General features: G+C 45.8%; 22 protein-coding genes. 7 read left to right on the top strand and 15 right to left on the bottom strand.

Translation table 11 applies throughout. The features are described 5' to 3' along the window. Positions 1-89: 89 nt before the first annotated feature. Positions 90-452, top strand: coding sequence for a hypothetical protein (locus tag E8M12_RS06265; RefSeq protein WP_136735243.1), 363 nt, complete (start codon positions 90-92; stop codon positions 450-452). Positions 453-930: 478 nt separating this feature from the next. On the opposite strand, the gene E8M12_RS06260 is transcribed toward E8M12_RS06265, so the two are convergent. The 4 genes from E8M12_RS06260 to E8M12_RS06245 all read right to left on the bottom strand — a co-directional run bounded on the left by E8M12_RS06260 (position 931) and on the right by E8M12_RS06245 (position 6,216). Next, positions 931-1,983: a 2-oxoacid:ferredoxin oxidoreductase subunit beta gene (locus tag E8M12_RS06260; RefSeq protein ID WP_136735242.1), complete on the bottom strand. Its 1,053-nt coding sequence runs from the start codon at positions 1,981-1,983 to the stop codon at positions 931-933. Continuing rightward, positions 1,980-3,812 (bottom strand): 2-oxoacid:acceptor oxidoreductase subunit alpha, encoded by a 1,833-nt coding sequence (locus tag E8M12_RS06255; protein WP_136735241.1) that lies wholly within the window; start codon positions 3,810-3,812, stop codon positions 1,980-1,982. The genes E8M12_RS06260 and E8M12_RS06255 overlap by 4 nt, the downstream gene beginning before the upstream one ends. Beyond that, positions 3,809-5,596 (bottom strand): FAD-dependent oxidoreductase, encoded by a 1,788-nt coding sequence (locus tag E8M12_RS06250; protein WP_136735240.1) that lies wholly within the window; start codon positions 5,594-5,596, stop codon positions 3,809-3,811. The genes E8M12_RS06255 and E8M12_RS06250 overlap by 4 nt, the downstream gene beginning before the upstream one ends. Before the next feature lie 125 nt (positions 5,597-5,721). After that, positions 5,722-6,216 (bottom strand): DUF2937 family protein, encoded by a 495-nt coding sequence (locus E8M12_RS06245; RefSeq protein WP_136735239.1) that lies wholly within the window; start codon positions 6,214-6,216, stop codon positions 5,722-5,724. A gap of 136 nt (positions 6,217-6,352) precedes the next feature. Here E8M12_RS06245 and E8M12_RS06240 point away from each other — a divergent pair, with 136 nt between their 5' ends. The 5 genes from E8M12_RS06240 (at position 6,353) to E8M12_RS06220 (ending at position 10,049) form a co-directional block, all read left to right on the top strand. Next, on the top strand, positions 6,353-6,904 hold the full coding sequence (locus E8M12_RS06240) for a DUF1415 domain-containing protein (RefSeq protein WP_136735238.1): 552 nt from the start codon (positions 6,353-6,355) through the stop codon (positions 6,902-6,904). Between the two features lie 22 nt (positions 6,905-6,926). After that, positions 6,927-7,562 carry a LysE family translocator gene (locus E8M12_RS06235; protein ID WP_136735237.1) on the top strand — a complete coding sequence of 212 codons (636 nt, stop codon included), beginning with the start codon at positions 6,927-6,929 and terminating at the stop codon, positions 7,560-7,562. 191 nt (positions 7,563-7,753) lie between these two features. Further along, entirely contained in the window at positions 7,754-8,545 is a 792-nt protein-coding gene (locus E8M12_RS06230) for a hypothetical protein (RefSeq protein WP_136735236.1), read from the top strand. Positions 8,546-8,554: 9 nt separating this feature from the next. Next, positions 8,555-9,382, top strand: a complete 828-nt coding sequence (locus tag E8M12_RS06225) for a glucosaminidase domain-containing protein (RefSeq protein WP_136735235.1) — start codon at positions 8,555-8,557, stop codon at positions 9,380-9,382. 1 nt (position 9,383) lies between these two features. Then, on the top strand, positions 9,384-10,049 hold the full coding sequence (locus E8M12_RS06220; protein WP_169303057.1) for a DUF2987 domain-containing protein: 666 nt from the start codon (positions 9,384-9,386) through the stop codon (positions 10,047-10,049). A 45-nt stretch (positions 10,050-10,094) separates the two neighbouring features. Here the strand turns inward: E8M12_RS06220 and E8M12_RS06215 are convergent, their stop codons facing one another. Continuing rightward, positions 10,095-10,502 (bottom strand): MAPEG family protein, encoded by a 408-nt coding sequence (locus E8M12_RS06215; protein ID WP_246034038.1) that lies wholly within the window; start codon positions 10,500-10,502, stop codon positions 10,095-10,097. Between the two features lie 182 nt (positions 10,503-10,684). On the opposite strand from E8M12_RS06215, the gene E8M12_RS06210 reads away from it, so the two are divergent. After that, positions 10,685-11,935: a hypothetical protein gene (locus E8M12_RS06210; RefSeq protein ID WP_136735233.1), complete on the top strand. Its 1,251-nt coding sequence runs from the start codon at positions 10,685-10,687 to the stop codon at positions 11,933-11,935. Positions 11,936-11,980: 45 nt separating this feature from the next. Here the strand turns inward: E8M12_RS06210 and E8M12_RS06205 are convergent, their stop codons facing one another. From E8M12_RS06205 to E8M12_RS06160, 10 genes are all read right to left on the bottom strand, one after another. After that, positions 11,981-14,143: a S46 family peptidase gene (locus tag E8M12_RS06205; protein WP_136735232.1), complete on the bottom strand. Its 2,163-nt coding sequence runs from the start codon at positions 14,141-14,143 to the stop codon at positions 11,981-11,983. A gap of 208 nt (positions 14,144-14,351) precedes the next feature. Continuing rightward, on the bottom strand, positions 14,352-15,125 hold the full coding sequence (locus E8M12_RS06200) for an outer membrane protein OmpK (RefSeq protein ID WP_136735231.1): 774 nt from the start codon (positions 15,123-15,125) through the stop codon (positions 14,352-14,354). A 98-nt stretch (positions 15,126-15,223) separates the two neighbouring features. Beyond that, complete coding sequence (locus tag E8M12_RS06195) at positions 15,224-16,513, bottom strand: NCS2 family permease (RefSeq protein WP_136735230.1); 1,290 nt, start codon at positions 16,511-16,513, stop codon at positions 15,224-15,226. A 100-nt stretch (positions 16,514-16,613) separates the two neighbouring features. Continuing rightward, positions 16,614-17,531: a tRNA 2-thiocytidine(32) synthetase TtcA gene (gene ttcA, locus E8M12_RS06190; RefSeq protein ID WP_136735229.1), complete on the bottom strand. Its 918-nt coding sequence runs from the start codon at positions 17,529-17,531 to the stop codon at positions 16,614-16,616. A gap of 95 nt (positions 17,532-17,626) precedes the next feature. Beyond that, positions 17,627-18,550, bottom strand: a complete 924-nt coding sequence (gene uspE / locus E8M12_RS06185; RefSeq protein ID WP_136735228.1) for a universal stress protein UspE — start codon at positions 18,548-18,550, stop codon at positions 17,627-17,629. Between the two features lie 117 nt (positions 18,551-18,667). Continuing rightward, on the bottom strand, positions 18,668-19,369 hold the full coding sequence (gene fnr / locus E8M12_RS06180; RefSeq protein ID WP_136735227.1) for a fumarate/nitrate reduction transcriptional regulator Fnr: 702 nt from the start codon (positions 19,367-19,369) through the stop codon (positions 18,668-18,670). Positions 19,370-19,411: 42 nt separating this feature from the next. Then, a complete protein-coding gene (locus E8M12_RS06175) occupies positions 19,412-20,071 on the bottom strand; it encodes a sulfite exporter TauE/SafE family protein (RefSeq protein WP_246034037.1) in 660 nt (219 codons plus the stop codon). Between the two features lie 23 nt (positions 20,072-20,094). Further along, positions 20,095-20,307, bottom strand: coding sequence for a cbb3-type cytochrome oxidase assembly protein CcoS (gene ccoS / locus E8M12_RS06170; protein ID WP_136735225.1), 213 nt, complete (start codon positions 20,305-20,307; stop codon positions 20,095-20,097). Continuing rightward, on the bottom strand, positions 20,304-22,718 hold the full coding sequence (locus E8M12_RS06165) for a heavy metal translocating P-type ATPase (RefSeq protein ID WP_136735224.1): 2,415 nt from the start codon (positions 22,716-22,718) through the stop codon (positions 20,304-20,306). Before E8M12_RS06165 ends, ccoS begins: the two co-directional genes overlap by 4 nt. 2 nt (positions 22,719-22,720) lie before the next feature. Next, a complete protein-coding gene (locus tag E8M12_RS06160; RefSeq protein ID WP_136735223.1) occupies positions 22,721-23,203 on the bottom strand; it encodes a FixH family protein in 483 nt (160 codons plus the stop codon). Between the last annotated feature and the right edge of the window lie 173 nt (positions 23,204-23,376).

Genomic DNA, 23,376 nt, shown 5'->3' with positions numbered 1-23,376 from the left:
TTGTGAGTGAGGGCAACCAAGCGTAACGTATTGAACAACAACGGCTCTTTCGAGCGACTAACAGACCTAAAAAGGATTTATAAATTAAAATGGAACAGACCTTTCCAACCGAACATGTATCGAAACCTAATTATTCCAAAACTACCTTTGTCCTAGCAATGTTAAGCTTATCGATGGGCGTTATTTTTGTCGGTTTAGCTCAATTTGGAATTTCTCTTTATGATACTTTCCATGAGGTTCAGGTAAATGGACTTGGTGACCCTAAAATGATGGCTGGTGAGATAAGTAAGGCATTGGTTTTCTACGTTTATTATATGTTTTACGCGATTCCAGGGTGGTTCTTAGCTATGGGTGTATTGCTATTTTCTAAATATCGCTCAAGAAAGTATTATAAATTCTTGATTGTCATAGCTGCCGTCATGACTTTGGTTTTTCCTTTTCGACAGTTCTAGGGCTTATTTTAGGTATTACTCTCTTTGTTAAGCGGAAACAGTTTAAGTAAATTCCGAACGGCAGAAAATGGGGTAAGTCGACAATTCGGTCATTCAAGGTTGGCCAAGATTCCCTGTAGTATCAGGGAATGACACAAGGGCTTTTGCTTTTTGCTCGGAACAGCGTGTGCTCGGAGCTGATGACATCAGCGTGCTCGGAGTGGCATTTTCTGTCACGTACTCGGAGTATCGCTTGCTATACGTGCTCAGGGAGTTTTAACTCCCGTTACTGGCACAAAGCAGCCGCTCGGGCTCGGCTAAGATTCCCTGTCGTGGCAGGGAATGACTTGAAATGTTGACGCTAGCGAAGCTTACTTCACTCAAAACTGCTAACCTCTTACTGCTAACCTCTTACAGCTTACAGCTTACAGCTTACAGCTTACAGCTTACAGCTTAAAGCTTACAGCTAAGCAACCAGAGATTTGTCTCTGGTTTCTGCCTAACGAAAACTCTCATTGATACTACTCAGTACTCGCTGGCCCGGACACAATACATCTTCACGTAACTGATTTAACGGCGTATCCGAGGTTTGGTTGACCTCGTGGTAGGTATCGATTGCCGGGTTAACGTATAGCAAGCCAGTCAGGATCTGATTCTTAACTTTATGCTTTTCAATCATGTTGATGGCATGGAGTTTATCATCGCATTTAAAGTTTTCGTCGCTCTTGTATAAACGGATCAGTGAACCGTCATGCAAACAAATATCATCATAGTTACCAGCGGGCAGGTCACAACTTATTTCATCTTTAACCGGAACAAAATCACTGATTGCCGCGGTACTGATATGTTGTTGGACATAATCGTAGGAACGTTTTGAATTTGCCTGGTTGTTGAAGGTCACGCAGGGTGAAATGATATCAATAAAGGCAAAACCTTCATGGGATATCGCTGCTTTTAAAATCGATACCAGTTGCTGACGATCGCCGGAAAAACAGCGGGCCACGAAACTGGCACCAAGTTGCAGGGCCATCACGCATAAATCAATTTCATTAAACGGGCTGATGTCACCGGCTTTGTTGCGCGCCCCTTTGTCAGATGTGGCCGCAAGCTGACCTTTAGTAAGCCCGTAAACGCCATTATTGGCGACCATGTAGACCATATTGAGGCGGCGTCTGATCACATGCGCGAACTGACCAAGGCCAATAGAAGCGGTGTCGCCATCACCGGACATGGCTAAGTAAGTCAGATCTTTATTGGCAATATTTGCGCCCGTTGTTACCGATGGCATGCGACCATGAACGGAATTAAACCCATGTGAACGCCCGAGGAAATAATTAGGCGCTTTAGATGAGCATCCAATCCCAGACATTTTGGCAATCTTGTGAGGAGGTAAGGATAATTCGGCACAGGCGTGCACAATAGCAGCCGATATTGAATCGTGACCACAGCCTGCACACAGGGTTGATACTACACCTTCATAATCCCGGTAGGTTAAGCCGATATCGTTAACTTTCAGATTTGGGTGTCGAAATGTTGATTTTGCATAACTCATCGTTGGACCCCCTGGCGTATTGGTGCAATCTTTCTTTCATTAGCGATCTTGGTTATTACCATTTCAGCGGTGATCGATAATCCATCATAATTTAATATCGATGTCAGAACCTGTGGCGAAAGGTTCAACTCGTTAACCAGCAGACTTCGCATCTGCGCATCACGGTTCTGCTCGATCACATAACAATTTTTTCGTTTTTGCACAAATTTTCTGACCTCAGGGCCAAACGGAAACGCGCGTATCCGCATTGTGTCGACAGTTAATCCTTGTTGCTCAAAACCGGCAATGACTTCGTCGATCACCTGAGCACTGGTTCCGTAATAAATGAGCGAAATATCAGCCGCTTGCCTGGTTTGTTGAATCACTGCTTCCGGGACAAGCGCGGCTGCGGTGGCAAACTTTTTCTCTAAGCGTTGCATGTTATCGACATAATCGTCCGAGCGTTCGCTGTATACGGCATTGCGATTTCGAGATGTACCGCGGGTAAAAAAAGCACCTTTACTGGGATGCGTCCCGGCCAGGGTTCGAGGACAAATACCGTCTTTATCTACGTCCTGATAGCGACCATATTGCTCAAGCGCCTCTAACTCCTGTTCATTAAGCACCTTACCTAAATCGTATCGACGTTCATCGTCCCAGCGAAATGGCTGGCATAAATGATCATTCATGCCTAAATCCAAATCACTCATCAGGATCACTGCGGTTTGCAGGCGGTCTGCTAAATCAAACGCAATGGTGGTTAGTTCAAAACATTCTCGTGGACATTTCGGGAATAACAGTACGTGCTTAGTATCGCCATGGGAAGCATAAGCGCAGGCGAGTATATCGGATTGTTGGGTGCGAGTGGGCATTCCGGTTGAAGGTCCGGTGCGCTGGATATTCATTAATACCACAGGCACTTCAGCGAAGTAAGACAAGCCGAGAAACTCGCTCATCAGGGAAATCCCGGGGCCGCTGGTCGCGGTAAAGCTTCGAGCGCCATTCCAGCCAGCACCAATGGCAATGCCGATAGCCGCGAGTTCATCTTCCGCCTGGACAATCGCGAAATTCTTTTTGCCGGTTGCCGGATCGATTCGCAGACGTTCACAGTAATTGCTGAACTTTTCAATCACCGAGGTGGAAGGTGTAATAGGATACCAACCAACCACGGTAGCACCGGCGTAGACTGCACCGAGTGCACAACCGGTGTTGCCATCGACCAGGATTTGCTCGCCAATAAGATCGCGACGCTCAATGCGAGGCTCTAACGGACAATCAAAATGACTATGAGCATATTGGTAACCCAGTTCCAACGCAAAAATATTCGGCGTTATCAGTTTCTCTTTGCCTTTGAACTGATCGCTGACCAGGGATCGTAATACATCAAATTCGATATCCAGCAGTGCCGCCAAGGCACCTACATAAATGACATTTTTAAACAGTTGCCTGAGCCTTTGATCCTGATATTCTTTCTCGCAAATCTGCGCGATAGGAATGCCGAGCTTTTTGACCGATGATGGGACGGCCGTCAGGTCCTGAGATTTGCTATTGTCATAGAGCAAATAACCATTTTCTGCGACATCCTCCAGGTCACGCTGAAAACTTTGTGAGTTCATCGCCACCATAATATCTGCGGCACCACCGCGCCTGCCGAGAAAACCTTGTTCGTTAATCCTGACTTCATACCAGGTGGGTGAACCCTGAATATTAGAGGGGAAAATATTTTTCGCACTGACGGGTACGCCCATGCGCATAATGGCTTTAGCAAACATATGATTGGCACTGGCAGAGCCGGTACCATTAGTGTTGGCAAAGCGAATGACAAAATTATTGGTTTTGCTCTGTGTCATTTTATGGTTGCCTCGATGTTACTCAGAATAAGCTTTTGCATATCCCATGCTCCGGTAGGACAACGCTCGGCACACAACCCACAGTGCACGCAAAGATCCTCGTCTTTGACCATAATGTGGCCGGTATGGAGTTTATCGGAGATAAAGTAATCCTGTTCCGGCGTTGCTTTTTCTACCCTTAGTTTTCCGGCTAGCAGGGTGTTTGCATCACCAGATTTATGAATATCGTCAATAAAATTAATGCAATCGAGGGGACAAATATCCTCACAGGCGGAACACTCGATACATTTCGACTCGGTAAAAACGGTTTGAATATCACAGTTAAGGCAGCGCTGAGCTTCTTGTAATGCCAGTTGTTCGTCAAAGCCAAGCTCGACTTCGGTAGCGAGTTGCTGGCTGGCCTGCTGCCAGTCAATATGGGGTACAGCAAGGCGTTGATGATGTTCAATCTGATTATCATAGCGCCACTCATGCATGCCCATTTTTTGACTGATCAGATTAAAATCGCTGTCAGGGCGGTTTTCTGGTTGCTTGCCATGACAAAATAAGTCGATAGAAATCGCCGCTTTATGGCCGTGGGCAACGGCCGTGATGATATTTTCCGGTCCAAAGGCGGAATCGCCACCAAAGAAAACCTGAGGCAGGGTGGATTGCAGGGTAAGCTTGTTAAGAATAGGCTGTGACCAGTCATTAAACTTTAAGCCAATATCCCGTTCTATCCAGGGAAAACTGGTATCCTGGCCGATGGCTACCAGTACCAAATCGCAATCGACCTTAACGATTTCTCCGGTTGGGGTCAGGGTACGATTATTCGATTTATCGTAACTGGATATGACTTTTTCAAAGGCAATCTGAATGGAACCGTCATCATTGCGTTTATATTCCAGTGGGCTGTGGTTTGGCATGATGGCAATCTCTTCTGCCATCGCATCCTCTTTTTCCCATGGTGATGCCTTCATCGCTTCAAAGCTGGAGCGCACCAGCACTTTGACATCCGTGGCACCGAGTCGTTTGGCGGTGCGACAACAATCCATCGCCGTATTACCACCGCCTAACACAACGACGCGTTTTGGCGCTTCGCTGATATGTTCAAAACTGACTCCGGATAGCCAATCGATGCCGATTTTGATATCAAGCTGACAGTCATCATAACCGGGCAGGGGAAGGTGCCTGCCTTTCGGTGCGCCGGTACCGATAAACACAGCATCGTAATTCTTATTGAGTAGGTTTTCCAGGCTGTCGATTGGATGATTGAAATAACCGTTTACACCCATATCGAGAATATAATTTAATTCTTCATCGAGTACGTCGTGGGGCAGGCGAAACTGGGGAATTTGACTTCGCATCATGCCACCGGCCTTGGCATCTCTTTCGAACATATCGATTTGATAACCAAGCGGCAGTAAATCGCGAGCGACCGTTAATGACGCAGGTCCTGCACCCACCAACGCAATACGTTTGCCATTTTGCCGTTTCGGTGCTTTTGGCAGCCGTTCAGTAATATCTTCTTTATAATCGGCAGTTACCCGTTTTAAACGACAAATGGCGACCGCCTTGTCTTCCACCCTGGTGCGACGACAGGCTGGCTCACAAGGCCTGTCGCAAACCCTGCCGAGAATGCCGGGAAATACATTCGACTGCCAGTTGAGCATGTAGGCATCACTGTATCGTTGTTGGGTGATCAGGCGAATATACTCTGGCACCGGCGTGTGTGCCGGGCAGGCTTGTTGGCAGTCGACTACCTTCAGGTAGTGCTGGTAGGTGTTAACGTCGGTCTTTTTCAAAGTAAACCCTGATTAATTATTGTGCACCGATAACTTAACTGTACACAAAATAATCACCTGACGCACTATTTAGGTGCGCGGATCTCGGGCAGGATAGTGGTGAGTATTCCTTACAGTGATTACGCTTACCTTTGCGGCAACAATCTTCCTGCAGTCTGGCTCACTAAGATGGTTGCACTTAACGCTACCAACAACCCGGTTGCCAACGCACTCAATTCAACAGGCAATGCGATTTGATAGTCGTTTAGCGTTGCTTTCGCAATGGTCGAATCCAGGCCAGTGATAAAGTAATAAATCTGTTGGACGTATTCGCCTTCGCTTAGTTTGCTCAGGTGATTTTTAAGCAGTGCAATACGATCAATGAGATTAAGAACGAGTTCAGCACTGGCATTGACGCCGGGATCGGCACTAGAGCGGTAGGCTGCAAGCAACTGGGTGATGTCACCTTGATGGTGTTTGTCAGCAATGCTTTGAAAATTCAGCAACTGTATTTGCGCTTCGTCCAGATGCCCGGCAACGCGCTGGCGATAGGCATTGATAAACGCTGGAAGCTGCATGCCAACAATAAAGGTGACCATAAAAATGAGCCGGTCGATAATACTGGCGATAAAATGAAACACGTGACAATTTCCCTTATTGTTAGTGTGTTATTTTCATACTACCCCGGCGACTGACAGAATTCTACGTTTCATATCGACACAAAAGCGATGATATAATGCGTGCTGATTTCTATATTTGGCCTCTTGAGCTTCTTTCATGAACGAACAACTTATCATTAGCCAATGTCAACGCTGGGTCGAGGACATTGTCGTTGCTTTAAATTTTTGCCCATTTGCAAAAAAAGAGCTTGTTAATCAGACCATACGTTATCAGGTTGGTTCAGATCTGGATACGGAGCGCGCCTTAACCATACTGGCCGATGAATTGCAGCATTTGCAAAATCACCCGGAAGTAGAAACCACATTATTGATATTAGCCGATGGTTTTTCCTTCTTTGATGATTTTATTCAACTTGTCGATTTAGCCGGGCAATGGCTCAAAATGAATAAACTGGAAGGCATTTTTCAAATTGCGACGTTTCATCCTGATTATTGCTTTGCCGATGTATCAGAAGATGACGCCAGTAATTATACCAATCGCGCCCCCTGGCCAATCCTGCATATTCTCAGGGAAGAATCTATGTCCCGGGCGGTTGATGCGCATCCGGATCCAGAAGGTATCCCCGAGCGTAACATTGCGCTGTGCGAACAAAAAGGTCGACAATTTTTTGTCGACTATCTAGCATCACTACATCAGAAAAATAAATAATTAACTCCAAGATTACTCGATTATGATTGCTTATTGGCAGGAATTTCTCACCATCGCTTTGGTGCATTTTTTGGCGGTAGCCAGCCCGGGGCCGGATTTCGCTATTGTATTAAAGCAGAGCCTTACCCGAGGCCGACAGTATGCGATGATCACCAGTTTAGGTGTTGGCGCGGGGATTGGCTTACATGTGGGTTATTCACTGCTGGGCATCGGCATTATCATCGCTTCCAATCCGGAATATATTCGTTGGCTGAGTTTAATTGCTGCGGCTTATCTCGCGTACCTGGGGTGGGGCGGGCTAACGGCAAAAGCCAATTCCGCGGCGCTGGTAAAAGCGACACCGGTAAACGAGGCAGCGACGCAATCCAAATGGCGCGCCTTCGTGCTGGGGTTTGTAGTAAACGGCCTGAATGTGAAAGCAACCCTGTTCTTCGTTGCCCTGTTTTCTGTAGTTGTGTCGGTCACAACACCGCTTTGGGTAAAAGCGGGCTATGGCCTTTACATGATGCTGGCGACAGCCGCCTGGTTTTGCCTGGTTTCCTGGTTGTTTACGATCCGTCGTTACCAACAAAAACTTCAGGATAAACGCCATGTTATCGATCGGCTGATGGGAATTGTATTGCTCCTGCTGGCGCTGCGAATAGTCTGGCAGCTTTGAATAATTCAGCAAATATTTGGATGAATTATCCCGTCAAAAAACCAATTGCTGGTCGTTATTGTTAGCCATCGATAATTGAAAAACTTCCCATATTACATTTAATTACAAACTTATTATGGTGAATCAAGGTGAGATTTACTGGCAATTACGGTATAATCGCCGAAATTTTTATTAGTGAATAATAAAACTGAATGAACGAAAAGCGCTATATACAAATCGGCGGTAGCCCAAAAAAGGCGGTTGCTGGTGATTATGATCTTGACGTACCAGCCATTATCAAAGAAGCCTGGAACTTAACCCGCACCAACAAGCAGCCTATGATGATTGCCGTATTTACGGTGATGGCGATTTCAATGGCAATATTGTTATTGTTGGCACAGGCCATGGGTGGTGTTGAGCTGATTTTCTCTGATCAGCAACGATTGTTTGCTGTTAATATGGTGCTTACGACATTAATTTCTCCACTGATCGCTGGTCTGGAAATGATGGGCATTTCTTTTGCTATCGGCATGAAAAGCAAGCCTAATATGGTGTTTGCGTTTCTAAAGAAAAGTGCGTTCATCGCCTTACTCAGTATTATTGTCAGCTGTTTAACCAGTTTGGGGACTCAACTTTTTCTGCTTCCAGGGATATACCTGGCCGTTGCCCTGTCACTATCTGCCCCCCTGGTGGTTGAAAAAAACTTAAGCCCTAATCAGGCTTTAATCCTGTCTATAAAAGCTACGCGCTTTAAATGGTTTAAACTATTACAGGTGTATTTATTCGTGCTGGCTATCACCTTGCCAGCGATTTTCCTGGTGGCAATGCTGGCGCAAAATGTCGGTGCATTAGCGGCAATTATCGCTGCCGCGTTTGCCTTAACCTGGATCGCTCCTTTCTTCTATTTCGTCAAAGGTATTTTGTATCGCCAGATTTTTGGTGTTCGCATGCAAGTGCTCGACGATAACGCCGATGGCCCCGGCGAAGGCTATTTTTCAGCATAACAGGGTGTCATGATGAAGAAATTCCTATTCGCAATCGTTACCCTTGCCTGCGCATATATTTTGCTTCAGCCGATTTGTTATTGGCAACAACAGCCAGAACAGGTCGCTGAAGAAGTCATCGAAGCGCCGGAAAAGACTAAACCGGTTAAAAATAAAGTGGTTCGCTATCACGATGTCGATATCCCGGATTTTGCCAGTATTACCGATGTATCTACCCGGAAAAAACAGTTTTTTAATTTTCTGCGTCCGGAAATCGTTGCCGAAAATAAGCGCTTGCTGGCGTTGCGCAAGCGAGTCCTGACTGCGCAACAAGCCTATTTGCAAGCGGGTAAACTGAATTTACCTGAGAAAGAGTTTATTGCCGAATTGGTCGATGTGTATGATCTCGAGCCGAGTAATGATATGAATTTGCTGTTTCGGGAACTTCTGCTTCGCGTCGATCAGATCCCAATGGAACTGGTTATGGTACAAGCCGCCAATGAATCGGCCTGGGGAAGCTCGCGCTTTGCCCAACAGGGACTGAATTTTTTTGGGCTTTGGTGTTTTAAACGCAATTGTGGAATGGTGCCTAAAGGGCGCGATACAGGGGCTCGCCATGAAGTGGCCACTTTTGACAGTGTCCAACAGATGTTGAGGTTTTATTTCCATAACCTCAACAGCCACTATGCTTATGATATGTTTCGTTCGATTCGCGGCCAGTTGCGCGAACACGATTTACCTCTTGAGGCCGATGTTCTGGCGACAGGATTACTGCCATATTCGCAACGGGGTATTGACTACATCGTTGAGCTTCATACGATGTTGCGACAAAACCAACGCTACTTTAAAACGTCCTGATATGATTAAAAAACTTGCTACTACCTTGTTACTTTGTTCGCTTGGCTTTTCTGTACAAGCGGTTGATTTGGAATACAAAGGTTTTTATCAACGCCTTGAAATTATTAAAGATAATGAACTGGATGAAATTACTATGGGGTTTTATCTGGTCGATGCACAGAGTCGTGACCGTTGCGCTATCGATAAAGCATTTTTCTATGGACCAAACGTTGACGAGCAGGCAATTGATATTGCTGACGATGGTCGCTTACAAATTCCTTATGATAAAAAACTATACGACAGCTTCGCGGTCTTGCGGGTTAATCAGGTAGATCCGGGACAGAACTGTACCTTACAGATGCAGATTCAGGTTAAAAACAAACAGAAAACCGAATTCACCTTTGTCGAGTTGGCTGATTACCGTGAGCAAATGCAAGATTTGGTGGATGAGTTTGGCGGCTTTTTATGGTTTATGATGCCGGACGTTACCGGATTGAACCTTAACCTCAACGATGCGAGAAGCATCAGTTTTGTTCACCAACAACTTAAAAGTGACCTGAATTGCCAGCAACTGCAGTGCACATTAAAAATAGAAGAAGACGTTGACGAAACAATTCATGCCAAAGAAACGGCATTGATTTTGAGCCAGCCGCCGGTAGTTATCTCCCCCTGGATAGCAAAAGACTAAACGCTGTCACATTGCCTAATCTGTAAACTTACATCCATTACGCTTCTATGGAACTGCTGTGAATAGCAGTTCCAACCACATAATTATGACAATAATAAACCCTGCCCAAAACCCTATCATGCGATGAATAACATTGTTATAGGTTAAATGCACCATTGCCTGAACAACTCGGCTGAAAACGAAGCACCAGGCAAGTAGCAGTGAAAGTTCAGATTTATGCCCCGTAGCCACCATCATCAGGGTTACGGCATAAAATAATACCGGCACTTCAAATAGGTTGTTAAAGCATCGTGTTGTTCGTGTCACGAATTCTGGTACTTCCTGTCCCTGCATGTTGCGATAATATTTTATTTTTACCGTACGATTTAACACGCTTTTAAAGCGAGTGCTAAGGGTAATGACCCCGACAATGAACGTCAGTAATACCAGGGCAAATATTGGGTATATCATCATAGTGCTGTGCCGAAATTTAAATGGTTAATGTCAGAGTGTCTGTCAACAGGAAGCCAATTTTTAAAAATTAGCGCCCATGACTGCCATTTGCTTTTGTTGTTAAAAACTGACAACTGTGCCAAGGTTTGATTAGAAACTGTAACCTTATGACATATATAACAATTAATAAAGGGAAGCATAAAATGAGAACGCTTAAAATTCTGGTATGTAGTACCTTGTTTTGGTTCTTGTATTCGAACTTTTCTTTGGCAGCTGAAGATAGTTTAAGCAAAGCCATCACCCAGTCAGCACAACCTCTGCATTTTAACAACGGTAATTTTTCCGGTCCGGCATTTGATACTTTAGTGGAGCAGGGGAAACAGGCGCAGTTTTTCCTGATTGGTGAAGAGCACGGTATTGCCGAGAATCCGATGTTGGCGGCACAATTGTTTGCTGCCCTTAAAGGTTCTGGTTATCAGCATCTGGTTATTGAAGTGTCGCCGCAGATTGCGAAAATGATGGAGCAGCACCTGGCAAAGGATGGACTTGAGGGGCTTCGACAGTTATTTGCAAAGCCCGGTGGTGAGCCGGCATTTTTTGGCATGCAGCAAGAGGCTAAAATGCTCGCCGATATTAAAGCGTTATTACCAGATAATAATGACGTATTACTGGGTGTCGATTATGAAGTGGCATCTGACCGACCATTATTACAATGGTTACAGGAACAGGAAGTTCTTGATTCGGCAAAGGCGCCTTTAACTCAACTGACTCATGCGTCGCAGCAATCCTGGGATCGTTATTACCAGGAGAAAAACCCACAATATATTTTTAGTTTTGCTGGCGATCCTGCTTTGGTTAAAGACGTCATAGAAAGTTGGCCATCTGCCAGTAACGATGTTGATTGGACCCTTCACGAACTTCAAAAAACATTAGAGATAAACCGTTACTGGGTTCAAGGGCAGGGCTGGCAATCGAATCAGGCCAGGGTTGAGTTATTAAGAGAAAACTTCTTAAAGCACTGGCAACAGATCAAAGATCAGGCTGGGCAGGCTAAGTTGATGGCAAAGCTCGGTGCTTCTCACTTGATGCGAGGCCTTAGCTCCAACGCTACGTTCGATTTGGGCACCTTACTTCCAGAACTCGCAGAAATCAATGGAGGTAAAGCGGTGAGTGTGATGGTACTTCCTGGCGCTAAATCTAATGTAGCGGTGCTTGATCCGGTAAACTGGGCCTTTCAGCCAGCACCGGCTAAAGATGGCTATACAAAGGGGTTGCAGGCGTTATATGCGCAATCTAAGGACGGCATGATGCTGTTTGATATGAAAAAGCTCAGACCGATGATGAAAGGGAAACTGAAAACCGAAAGCCTTGAGTTATATCGTGCAGTGTTTGGGTTTGATTATGTACTGATCATGACAGGATCAACCGCATCTGCAGAGTTTGAACACCAGTAAGGAAAAATGGCGGCTCGAGGAAGAGCCGCCGGAAGCGAAATACGTTTATTCAACGATATCCATTTCTTCAATCAGGTTTGTCGCACCGTCAATGTGCTCCATAACCCAAAGCATGTAGCGAACATCTACATGGATTGAACGGTTCAATGATGGGTCATAATCCCAGTCGCCGATGATACTCTCGTACACACCGTCAAATACTAAACCGACAAATTCCGCTTTATCATTTAGTGTCGGCGAGCCTGAATTACCACCGGTAATATCCAGTGTCCCTAAATAGTTAACTGGTACTGAACCAAGTTCTGGTCGGGCATAATCGCCGTACTCTTTGTTAGCAATCAGTGATAACTGCTTCTCTGAGGCATTAAATGGCACTTCGCCAGTGTTCTTAGCGGCGATTCCCTCAAGGCGGGTAAATGGGGTTGCCCATAAACCATCCTGGGGCGAATAGCCTTTCACATTACCGTAGGTTATGCGCAACGTAGAGTTCGCATCGGCATAAACCGGTAGGTTTTTATCCTGATAATAGGCAATCAACGCCGCCATGTATTTGGGTCGATATGCCTGAATTTCACCACTCAGTGCTTCGCTGCTCTGCTCTAGAGCCAAACGCTCTTTGTAAGTCGCAACGGCAAGCTTAATGAAAGGGTCATTACTGTTTTCGAAATCGCTGGGTGATTTATCCATCCAGGCAAGGCGCCGCTCTTGTTCCGCCAGTTTGCTTTGCGCGTACATTTGCTCAAGTTGCTTGCCAATCGCGGCCTCATCGGCACCCTTATCAATAGCAAAAAACTTATCCAGGCTCGCTAAACGCTCGCTTTCAGGAAGTTTTGCATAGTCGGCTAATAACTTGCTCATGATTGCCTTATCAATCACTTGGTCATAACGGCGATTTATGGTTTTCATGCCCTGGACAAAACGGTTCTTATCGCGGTCCTGATAACCACTTTTGCGTTCTGCATCGTCAAGCTCCTGCTCGATAGACCAGCGATACAAACTGTTTGCACTATTATATAGGGCGCCATAGCGCATATAACCTAAGATAAGGTCACGAGCCTGATTTTCCTGGCTCTTGGTAATTAATTTGTTCAAACCTGTCAGGGCATCACCGTATTGTGCCTTGCGCTTTTTATCGGCGTTTATCCATGCCGCTAAATCGGCTTCCAGCTTTTGCTTGCGAGCCAACATATCACCTTTTTGATAACTGCTGATCATACTGCCGTAATTCTTGGCGTAGTTTGCCAAACTGGCCAGTGTGCTTTCGTACTTAATACGAGCGTCACTGTCAGGCTCTGAATTTGATTTGATTAAATCGATAATGTCTTCACGCATCACTTTCGCATTTGGATAGGTCCAGGTGAACTGATTTTCGACCTCACTAGCCACGCGATAGCGATTGGTGCGTCCTGGATATCCCAGCACCATGATGTAATCGCCATCGGCAACGGAAGCTTTATTCACTTTCAGGTAATGCTTTGGCTCATAAGGGACATTATCTTCATGGTAATCCGCAGGCTGGCCATCTTTGCCAACGTAGGCCCGATAGAAACCGTAATCGCCAGTGTGACGTGGCCACATCCAGTTATCGATATCGCCGCCATATTTACCGACGCTCATTGCCGGTGCGTGCACCAGGCGTACATCACGAATCGTGAGTTGTTTAAATAGGAAATACTGTAAACCGCCGTGGAAATTTACGACGCGACAACGATACTTATCATCGGCTTCACATTCGCTGACCAGTGCTTTGCGGTTTTTCTCCATAACATCGTAACGCTCTGCGCCGTCCATGTCTTTGCTCAGACCCGCGTTCACCTGTTCGGTTACCTCATTAATCTCTTCCGTAACATAGATTCTGCTGCCAGGTGTTGCTTGCAGTTCTTGATCGAAATTTTTGGCGAGAAATCCATCGCGCAACAGGTTGTTTTCTTCGCTGGAGTTGTATTGTACAGAACCATAAATACAGTGATGGTTAGTCGCTACCAGACCTTTGTCAGAAACGAATGACGCGGTACAACCGCCCAGGCTGACAATAGCTCCCATGGGAAAGCCGGTAAGATTAGTCAGGTCATTTGGATCTAGTGCCAGCCCCGCTTGTTTTAATTGCTGACTAATTTGTGGGAGCTGGTGTGGTTGCCACATCCCTTCGTCTGCCAGACTGGCAACACTAAACATTGCAAGCAGACCGCCAGTTAAAACCTTTTTCATATTAACTTCCTTAAAAAATTACCACGCAAAACTGCGCCGTTTATAACGTATACGGTTATCCACTATGCATCCTACAACAAAAGGTTGGGCGAAACATGCTGTGCAGGTTATTAATCGACAGGCTGTTGTAACAATCTGTTTGCATCAATGTGACAAAACCAAAAAAAACCAGCGCATGCGCTGGTTTTCCTGGTAATGATTAACTCGATTATAAGTGGACTTTAACCATCCAGCTTAATGTCGATTCATTATCGATACCGGCGATACCGAACTTGTTATGCCAGTACGAATATTCGATACCCGCTTCAAATTTCTTTGGCACGCCAAAGTATTTACCTACGTCCATGCGCAGTTGCGGGTTAAAGTGGAAGTCGGATGCATGATCGGCTTCGGCTGAAGACCAGTCAATGTAACCGTCCAACATAAAATCTGCAGAGCCTACTGAAAACGGATAACCCCAGACAACCGTTAATTGCTGGTCGTTTTCCGTTAATTCGTTATTGGCCTGGTATACATTAGCATTAAAGTAAGCAAAACCAGGCACCGCAAAGTCCGCACCAACACCTACCAGGTAGTTATCAAAGCTTTGTGAGAAAACACCAGATACGTCGAGGGTAGAGTGTTCCCAGGTCGTTGCGATGAATACATCTTTTACGAAACCGTATTCCAGCTTAGAACCTGTCAGGTAGCTCAGGCTAAGACGAGGCGCCAATTCAGAGTATGTTTCCTTGCTGGCTAAGTTGTTAGCGTCAGCTTTGGCATCGAGGCGATCTACGAAGAAGAAAACATCCCCCCAGTTGTGACCAGAAGCATGTTCCAGTGTAATCACGTGAACGTCTTCGTTTTCGCTAACCTGATACTCGTTCTGGTTTTTCAAAAATGAAATGGAGTTGTCACTCCAGAACATTTCAGCATGTGCCGTAGAGGTAATAAAAGATACACTGGCAACAACACCAGCAGCTAAGTGCTTAACATTTAACATGAACGCATTCCCAAAAAAACTACAAAAAAAGTGGTTTTGAGCCGGATGTATCAAAACCACGATTCATTCAACAATCGATTCGCAACGTGTTTCGCTTGTTAAGCGAAAGCAAACTTAGCGACAAATAGCGCCGACAGGAACCAAACTGCCGGGCTGATTTCATTGAAGCGGCCGCTAAAAATCCGAACTGCCGCATAACTGATAAAACCAAAGGCAATACCATCTGCAATAGAAAAAGTTAATGGCATAGTGACGACGATGACAGTAACTGGTACTGCGTCCATCAGGTCATCCCATTTTACATTGACCAGGCCCGCCACCATTAATACGCCGACGAAAAATAGTGGGCCTGCTGTTGCATAGGCCGGCACCATGGAAGCCAACGGAGAAAAGAATAACGCCAGTAAGAATAATACCGCGACGGTCACCGCGGTCAGGCCGGTACGGCCGCCCGCGCTTACACCAGCCGTGCTTTCGACATAACTGGTTGTCGTTGATGTACCCAGTAAAGAACCGGCAATGGTGGCGCCGGAATCGGCAAACAGGGCTTTCTTGAGGTTTGGCAGGTTACCGTCTTTGTCTAATAACTTACCACGTTGGGCAACGGCAATTAAGGTGCCTGAGGTGTCGAACAAATCGACAAACAGGAATGCGAATATTACGCTTAGCATACCTACTTCAAGCGCACCGGCAATATCCAGCGCCATAAAGGTCGGAGCAATGGACGGTGGCATGTTGACGATACCAGCATATTCCACGGAACCAAAAATCAGTCCCAGCACAGTAATGACCAGGATTGCGATCATCACCGCTCCGTTTATGTTCAGTGAAATCAGGCCTACGATTAGAAACAGACCGAGGATTGCCATCAGCGGCTCAAAATCTGTGACGCTACCCAGAGTTACAAGAGTGGCGTCGCTGGCGACTATAATGCCAGAACTTTTCAGGGCAATTAGAGCCAGGAACAGGCCGATACCCGCAGCAATACCAAATCGCAGTGCATGAGGAATTGAGTTAATGATCCATTCGCGGACTTTAAAGGCGCTAAGAGTGGTAAACACCACACCAGAGATAAATACCCCACCCAAGGCGACGTTCCAACTGTAACCTAACTCCATCACCACCGTGAAGGTGAAGAATGCATTTAATCCCATACCTGGCGCCAGGGCGATAGGGTAGTTTGCATATAAGCCCATGATTAAACAGCCAATAGCAGCCGCCAGACAGGTTGCGACAAACACGGCGCCCTGATCCATGCCGGTCATGGCAAGCATACTTGGGTTTACAAAAATAATGTACGCCATGGTCAGAAACGTTGTGAACCCGGCAATCACTTCCTGCTTTACGCTGGTGTTGTGTTGCGAAAGCTTAAAGAGTTTCTCAAACATCAATTGGTCCTTAGATAAAAAAATTGGCGGAATTTTAACCGAAGATGTCGCTAAGTTACATCTTTTTACGTTATTTTCGCGCTATATTCGTGAAATTTCGTTATTTTATTTCAACAATGTTAATGGCTTGCTGGGCATTAACAGTTTGCTCAATATTTGACAAAGTTTGATTAACCACAGGTTCTGAATCAAAGGCAATATCGCCACCGTTGATTACTCCTGAGTCCAAATCAACGCTTTTAAAATCGAATAACTCAGTATCTGCCATATGAGATGGCACGATGTTTTGCATGGCAGTGAAAATGGATTCAGCGCGTCCTGGATAGTGCTTGTCCCAGTCGCGTAGCATAGCTTTTATGTTCTGGCGTTGCAGGTTTGGCTGGCTACCACATAAGTTACACGGGATGATCGGAAATTCTTTAAGGCCTGCGTATTGTTTAATGTCTTTTTCTTTGCAGTATGCCAACGGACGAATTACCACGTGTTCGCCATTGTCACTGACTAGTTTTGCCGGCATGGTTTTCGTTTTACCGTTAAAAAACATATTCAGCAATAGGGTTTCAATCATATCGTCTCGATGATGACCCAGCGCAATTTTGGTGGCGCCAAGGTTTTTTGCCGCTTTATACAAAATAGCGCGACGTAGACGCGAGCATAGGCTACAGGTGGTTTTCCCCTCAGGGATCTTTTCCTTAACAATCGCGTAGGTGTCTTCTTCGACGATTTGATAATCGACACCGATTTGCTGCAGGTAGTCTGGCAGGATGTGTTCCGGAAATCCTGGTTGTTTTTGATCCAGGTTAACGGCGACAATATCGAAATGAATGGGAGCTGATGCACGCAACTTAAGGAGAATGTCGAGCATGGTATAACTGTCGGCACCACCTGATAGGCAAACCATGATCTTATCGCCATCCTCGATCATGTTATAGTCACTGATCGCTTTACCAACCTGATGGCGAAAACGCTTTTCCAGTTGCTTTAGTGGTTGCGATGCAATAGTTGATTGAGCAGACATTTTCCTAACCCGAGCCAAAAAAGGGCGTATTATAGCCAACGCCGGTCTCCGGTAAAACTGTTTCTCGACTCAGGTGTGGTTTTTGTTAATATCTGTTACGAATCTTCAACAGGAGAGACGTAGCCATCCGGCTTCAACGCCAGCAGATCGCAGTTCAATCGGTCGATGACATGCTCAGCGGTGTTACCAATAAATAAAGCCGAGAGTCCGATGCGGCCTATGGTGCCAAGGATGACAAGTTCGGCGTCAATGTCTGTGGCAACCTTTTCGATCACATCTTCCGGCAGTCCTTCTTCTACGTGCAGGAATTGCGATTGGATCTCAAATTTTTTTGCATGTTCTTCCATCATTTTCTGGTGGTGCTCACGCATCGTTTTGTTATATTCACCGGCATCAAATTCGGGAATTTCAATGGCGATATTTACCGGCGTACCCGGATAAGAGTTTACCAGGTGGACATCTGCTTTTATCAGGCGACTTAACGTCAGCGCCGCATCGGTAATTTTATCGTTTAATGCCTGATGGCTTTCTTCTTCGCTACTGGCGTTTATTGCCGCTAATATATGGCCGTTTTCGGGCCATTCATGATCTTTCACCAGTAATAATGGTACCGGACATTTACGAATTAAGTGCCAGTCCGTAGGGGTGAAAATTACTGACTGCAGCGTGGGGTGCTGGTGGGTACTTTTTACAACGACATCAAAATTATGTTCAATGACTTCCTGGATAATGACTTCAAAAGGACGATTGTGCCAGACGGCTTTGGTAGAAACCGGGTGATCATATTCTTTAACTAAATCATCCAGCCAGGCCTGACGGTCTTTGACCACAGATTTACGCATCGCTTCGCGTTCATCGCCGGAAAGCATAGTTGTCATTTCGTATGAAAAATCGAAGATAACCAACAGCGCAGTAATCTTGTCTCCGGTTTGCTTGGCGATAGTGCAGGCACGCTTCAGTGCTTTTTGATCTTCACTGTCAGGGTCAATGACCACCAAAATATTCCGATACCGTTCCATTGCTCCCACCTTACTCAACAATTGTGATTATGTGAAATTCATTTACCGCTTAACTGGTATTAAGCTTAATCGGATATCGGTAGGGTTACAAATTAAAATTTGAGTCGTAGCAACGGCTTAGCTATAAAGGTTTTGCAAGGCTTCGCTATCTTCGATAGTGACAAATTTACGATCCAGCTTGATCCAGCCATTTTGTTGAAAGCGACTGAGAAGACGCGATACGGTTTCTACAGTCAAACCGAGGTAATTCCCCAGGTCGGTGCGGGTCATTGGCAGTTGAAATTCCTGGGAAGATAATTGCCGGTCGGAAAGTCGTTCACCAAAATGAATTAAAAACCTTGCCAGTTTTTGCTCGGCATTTTCCTGATTGATGCTCAATAGATGTTGTTGATTACATCCTAATTCCATGCTCATCAGCGCCATGATTTGGGTTTTTAACCGAGGGATCTGATTCGATAACTGATCGAGGACATCAAATGGGATTTCACATACCATTGCCGTTTCCAGCGCCTGCGCGGTGCCGGTGTGCAATTTCTCTGATAAAGCATCGAAACCCAACACATCACCGGGTAAATGAAAGCCGGTAATTTGTTGTTCGCCGCGAGCGGTGTTGATAAAGGTTTTAAAGGTACCTGAACGGATGGCGAACAAACTTAATAACGGATCACCACTGTGAAACAAAACCTGATTTTTTTGAATCGGCTTTTTCCGCTTGATGATTTCATCCAGTAAATTTAATTCAGTGTTGGACAGGCTGAATGGCAGGCAAAGTTCGCTAATACGGCAATTTGCACAAGAAATGTTCGGGGTTAGTGACATAAATTACTGTGATGAATGAAATCGATTTTAGCAACAAGGGTACTAGAACAGATTTTTGAGTGCAATATGCAATGAATAAAAGCCATAGGTGAGCAACAACAGTCCGCTGACCTTTTTAACCCAGGTGTTTTTTAAGTTTTGGGTAAACCAGTTAAACCCAGCGCTCAGGGTGAGCAAGGCGGGCAGGGTACCGATGCCAAAAGCGAGCATGATTAGGCCACCCTGATGCCAGCTACCACTGGCCAGGCTCCAGGTCAGCGTCGAATATACCAAACCGCAGGGGAGCCAGCCCCAGATTGCGCCTAAGGCGAGCGCCTGATAACCAGAGTTTACCGGGATAAATCGCTTGGACAAAGGCTGGATTCGTTGCCATAGCAATTTACCCACAGCTTCAACACGGTTTAGCAGGAACAGCCATTGGCCGATATACAATCCCAGGAAAATAAGAAATATGGCTGCGATTACTTGCAATATGGCAACGGGCATGCCGATGGATTTTGCCGCCAGCGAACCGCTGAGTCCGGCGATAACGCCTGCTAATGTATATGAGCCGATTCGACCTAGGTTGTAGGCAATAACCAGATAAAGAGCGGGTCTGGCGTTGCCGACGGAACGAGTCAGCATTGAGGTGATGCCTCCGCACATAGCAATACAGTGACCGGCACCGGCAAGACCGACCAAAAATGCTGATATGAAATCCATCTCCATGTTATGAACCTGAGTTATTAATCCGGGACGTTATCTTGCTTGTTATTCGTTGACGAATCGCTTTGCGGGCTCGATTTTGACGATTTTGCAGGTTCATCGTCAAATAAGATACTCATTCCCTGTTTTTCCAAATCATCAAATTGCTCAGATTTTACTGCCCAGAAAAATAAGTAAATCGCTACGGCTGTGAACAGAATCGCGATTGGGATCAGAACGTAAATGACACTCATTTTTTCAGTAGCCTCAAGGAATTAGTTACCACAATTATTGAACTGGCCGACATTCCCAATACCGCAAAGTACGGGGTGATAAATCCACAAACGGCGAGCGGCAGGACAATGGCATTATAACCCATGGCCCAGGCAAAGTTTTGTTTAATAATACGTTGTGTCCGTATTGATGTATCTCTTAAAGATAGCAAGCTGGTCAGGCGATTATCTAATAAAATGACGTCGGCCCCGGTTTTTGCTATTTCGGTACCACTGCCCATGGCAACAGAAACGTGGGCGCCAGCAAATACGGGGGCATCGTTAACGCCATCGCCAATCATTGCGACATTTTTACCTTGTTCGGTTAACTGACTTAAAGTGGTTAGTTTTTCTGCAGCGCTCAGGTTTGCAATTAATTGCGTGAACTTTACCTGTTGCTTCTGCAAAGCGGCAGACAGGCGATTTACCCCCGCTTCATTGTCACCGCTAAGTAACAGGGTATCGGCATCAGCACTCAGTTCATTGATAACCTGGGCAGCATCATCGCGGATTTCGTCGTCCAGGAAAAACTCGGCGACAACCTTGTTATCGATGGCAAGTAGACAGTTACCTTGCAGATTTGAGTCTGAGCTATCACACCGTCCGGTGCTACATTCGTCAATCCAACTGGCTTTGCCGATGCGTATCGTTTTTTCCTGAAACTGGCCTTCAACACCGCAACTGGTAACGGTATTGGCATCGACAATCTGAGTGTTTTGTTGACGATAAGGACGGAATGCTTCAGCTATCGGATGTTGAGAGTATGCTTCCAGGGCGCTGGCAAGCGCCAAAACCTGGTCTTTGCTGATTGCCGGATCATAAACCCTGACCTCGTTCAGGGAAAACTTACCATGGGTAAGGGTACCGGTTTTATCAAATGCCCAGCTATCAATACGGTTCATGGTTTCAATTACATGCGCACTTTTTACCATGATCCCCTGACGATTCAGACGTATCGTGCCACAGGTCAGTGCCGTCGGAGTCGCCAGCGATAGTGCGCAGGGGCAGGTTGCTACCAGCACCGAGATAGTGATCCAAAAGGCATGACTGGCATCTTCCCGGGCCCAGTAAAACCAGCTTAAGCTCGCGGTTATTAAAATGATGGCAACAAAGTACTGAGCGATTTTATCGGACAATTTTGCAATGGCCGGTTTGTGATTCTGGGCTTTTTCACTGATGCGAATAATATTGGTTAAAAAGTTATCTGAATTAGTCGCATTAATTTTAATCTGCAGGTTACCATCGGTGTTGACCGTTCCCGCAAAGACCTGATCGCCCGGCTGTTTGCTGACCGGTGCGGACTCACCGGTTAGCATTGCCTCGTTTACACTGCTGTTGCCGGTGATGATGATGCCGTCTCCCGGTATGGTTTCACCGGGTTTAACCAGACATATGTCACCAAGCTTGAGGTGTTTGGCGCTGACGATCGATTCATTATTATCGATGATAATGGTTGCTGACAATGGCATCAGTTTTAATAAGTTTGCTGAAACTTCGGCAGCGCGGGCGCGGGCCCTGAACTCCATGAATTTACCGATTAACAACAGGAAGGTAAACATCGCTACCGACTCAAAATACACTTCACCCTGTTGGTTGAAGGTTGCCCAGCAACTGGCGGTAAATGCCAGGCTGATGGCGATGGCAACGGGTACATCCATGGTCAGGCGCCTGCCTTTCAACGCATTAATGGCCCCCAGGTAAAACGGGAACGCACCATAGGTTACGATGGGGAGCGTCAGTACCAGGCTGGTGGCGCGTAAATACATCAGGTTATGTTCACTGAGATCGCTGAACGCCCCAAAATACAGGCCAAATGCGATCATCATCACTTGCATGGTGAGTATACCGCTGACGCCCAGGCGACGGATAAACGCTTTACTTTGCTGGTTGTTGTTAATTTCTGTGGTGTTGGCTTTGAACGGTAACGCGGAATAACCAATACGGGCGATCGCTGAGATAATCTCGCTGAGTTTAATTTTTTCCTGATCCCAGGCAATGGTGGCACGTTGCGTGGTGGCGTTTACCTGAGCTTTAATAATACCGGATTGCGGAGCCAGTTGTTTTTCAATGAGCCAGGCACAGGCAGCGCAGCTCATGCCATCGATGGAAAGGATCGTTTCCTGATGACCATCGGACTCGAAGGTAAATTCGGATTGTAACTGTTGATCATCGACAAACTTATTGACCTGTAATTGCTCCGGGATATCGGCGTTTACCTTGTTACCTTTTTCGGTGCGAAAGCGGTAATAATCATCTAAATTGTTGTCGACAATCGCTTCCGCCACGGCCTGACAACCAATGCAGCACATAGGTTGATCTTTACCATGAATGTTGACTTTCAGATCGAGTCCGGCGGGTACCAGTTCACCGCAGTGAAAACAGTCCATGTTCATCGTCAATATTGCAATTCAAACGGTCTGAATTCAGATTGTGGCAAGGCTACAGTGGTTTGCAATTTCCAGCGTTGATCAAAAGGCAGGACCTGAATGCGCCATTTACCCGTAATGTCATTGTCAAAGGTTTGACGATACCAGCCATTACCATCGGCAGTTAATTTCAACGAAAAATCCCGATCGGCCAGGGTAGGGTGATAAAAACTTACGTTTAATACGGGAAAACTCTTTTCAATACCGGTGGGCTTGAGCACGATTTCCTGTTCTGAAACCATCATATCAAAGGCGATACCAAGTTTTTGCGCTTCTTTTATTTTGGATATTTCCAGATTGATACTCTTGCCTTTTTTATAATAATCATCAACGACAACCGTATCAGCATCGGTATTGGCAATGATTAATGTGGTAATACCGGCGATCACCGCCGTCAGGGGAAGGAAGAAAACGAAATAAGCCCAGGGCTCTTTGTACCAGCGGGTTGTCATAAATAAACCTATTGTTGAGTGAAAAAGCTCAGCACCGTTGATGATGTGGCAATTTTAACGCTTTTTCACAGTTAAGTTAAATAAGGTTAAGTTCTCACTTTGATGGCAGGTGAAAACCTAAGCTGATTTAACCTCTGGATGGGTTAGGGCAGCAGACAAAAATAAACCCTGCA

This window comes from Thalassotalea mangrovi (assembly GCF_005116735.1).
Lineage (GTDB): Bacteria > Pseudomonadota > Gammaproteobacteria > Enterobacterales > Alteromonadaceae > Thalassotalea_A > Thalassotalea_A mangrovi.
The sequence above is the reverse complement of the archived record's forward strand: the minus strand, read 5'-3'. Positions and strand labels throughout refer to the sequence as shown.

What these genes read in the sequence shown, in the direction of transcription:
- E8M12_RS06210 (WP_136735233.1), top strand. Translation starts at nt 10,685, where the DNA reads ATGAGAACGCTTAAAATTCTGGTATGTAGTACCTTGTTTTGGTTCTTG.
- E8M12_RS06165 (WP_136735224.1), bottom strand. Translation starts at nt 22,718, where the DNA reads ATGAACATGGACTGTTTTCACTGCGGTGAACTGGTACCCGCCGGACTC.
- E8M12_RS06160 (WP_136735223.1), bottom strand. Translation starts at nt 23,203, where the DNA reads ATGACAACCCGCTGGTACAAAGAGCCCTGGGCTTATTTCGTTTTCTTC.
- E8M12_RS06230 (WP_136735236.1), top strand. Translation starts at nt 7,754, where the DNA reads ATGAACGAAAAGCGCTATATACAAATCGGCGGTAGCCCAAAAAAGGCG.
- E8M12_RS06200 (WP_136735231.1), bottom strand. Translation starts at nt 15,125, where the DNA reads ATGTTAAATGTTAAGCACTTAGCTGCTGGTGTTGTTGCCAGTGTATCT.
- E8M12_RS06220 (WP_169303057.1), top strand. Translation starts at nt 9,384, where the DNA reads ATGATTAAAAAACTTGCTACTACCTTGTTACTTTGTTCGCTTGGCTTT.
- E8M12_RS06255 (WP_136735241.1), bottom strand. Translation starts at nt 3,812, where the DNA reads ATGACACAGAGCAAAACCAATAATTTTGTCATTCGCTTTGCCAACACT.
- ccoS (WP_136735225.1), bottom strand. Translation starts at nt 20,307, where the DNA reads ATGAGTGTCATTTACGTTCTGATCCCAATCGCGATTCTGTTCACAGCC.
- ttcA (WP_136735229.1), bottom strand. Translation starts at nt 17,531, where the DNA reads ATGTCTGCTCAATCAACTATTGCATCGCAACCACTAAAGCAACTGGAA.
- E8M12_RS06240 (WP_136735238.1), top strand. Translation starts at nt 6,353, where the DNA reads ATGAACGAACAACTTATCATTAGCCAATGTCAACGCTGGGTCGAGGAC.
- uspE (WP_136735228.1), bottom strand. Translation starts at nt 18,550, where the DNA reads ATGGAACGGTATCGGAATATTTTGGTGGTCATTGACCCTGACAGTGAA.
- E8M12_RS06215 (WP_246034038.1), bottom strand. Translation starts at nt 10,502, where the DNA reads ATGATGATATACCCAATATTTGCCCTGGTATTACTGACGTTCATTGTC.
- E8M12_RS06205 (WP_136735232.1), bottom strand. Translation starts at nt 14,143, where the DNA reads ATGAAAAAGGTTTTAACTGGCGGTCTGCTTGCAATGTTTAGTGTTGCC.
- E8M12_RS06260 (WP_136735242.1), bottom strand. Translation starts at nt 1,983, where the DNA reads ATGAGTTATGCAAAATCAACATTTCGACACCCAAATCTGAAAGTTAAC.
- E8M12_RS06235 (WP_136735237.1), top strand. Translation starts at nt 6,927, where the DNA reads ATGATTGCTTATTGGCAGGAATTTCTCACCATCGCTTTGGTGCATTTT.
- E8M12_RS06225 (WP_136735235.1), top strand. Translation starts at nt 8,555, where the DNA reads ATGATGAAGAAATTCCTATTCGCAATCGTTACCCTTGCCTGCGCATAT.
- E8M12_RS06265 (WP_136735243.1), top strand. Translation starts at nt 90, where the DNA reads ATGGAACAGACCTTTCCAACCGAACATGTATCGAAACCTAATTATTCC.
- E8M12_RS06175 (WP_246034037.1), bottom strand. Translation starts at nt 20,071, where the DNA reads ATGGATTTCATATCAGCATTTTTGGTCGGTCTTGCCGGTGCCGGTCAC.
- fnr (WP_136735227.1), bottom strand. Translation starts at nt 19,369, where the DNA reads ATGTCACTAACCCCGAACATTTCTTGTGCAAATTGCCGTATTAGCGAA.
- E8M12_RS06195 (WP_136735230.1), bottom strand. Translation starts at nt 16,513, where the DNA reads ATGTTTGAGAAACTCTTTAAGCTTTCGCAACACAACACCAGCGTAAAG.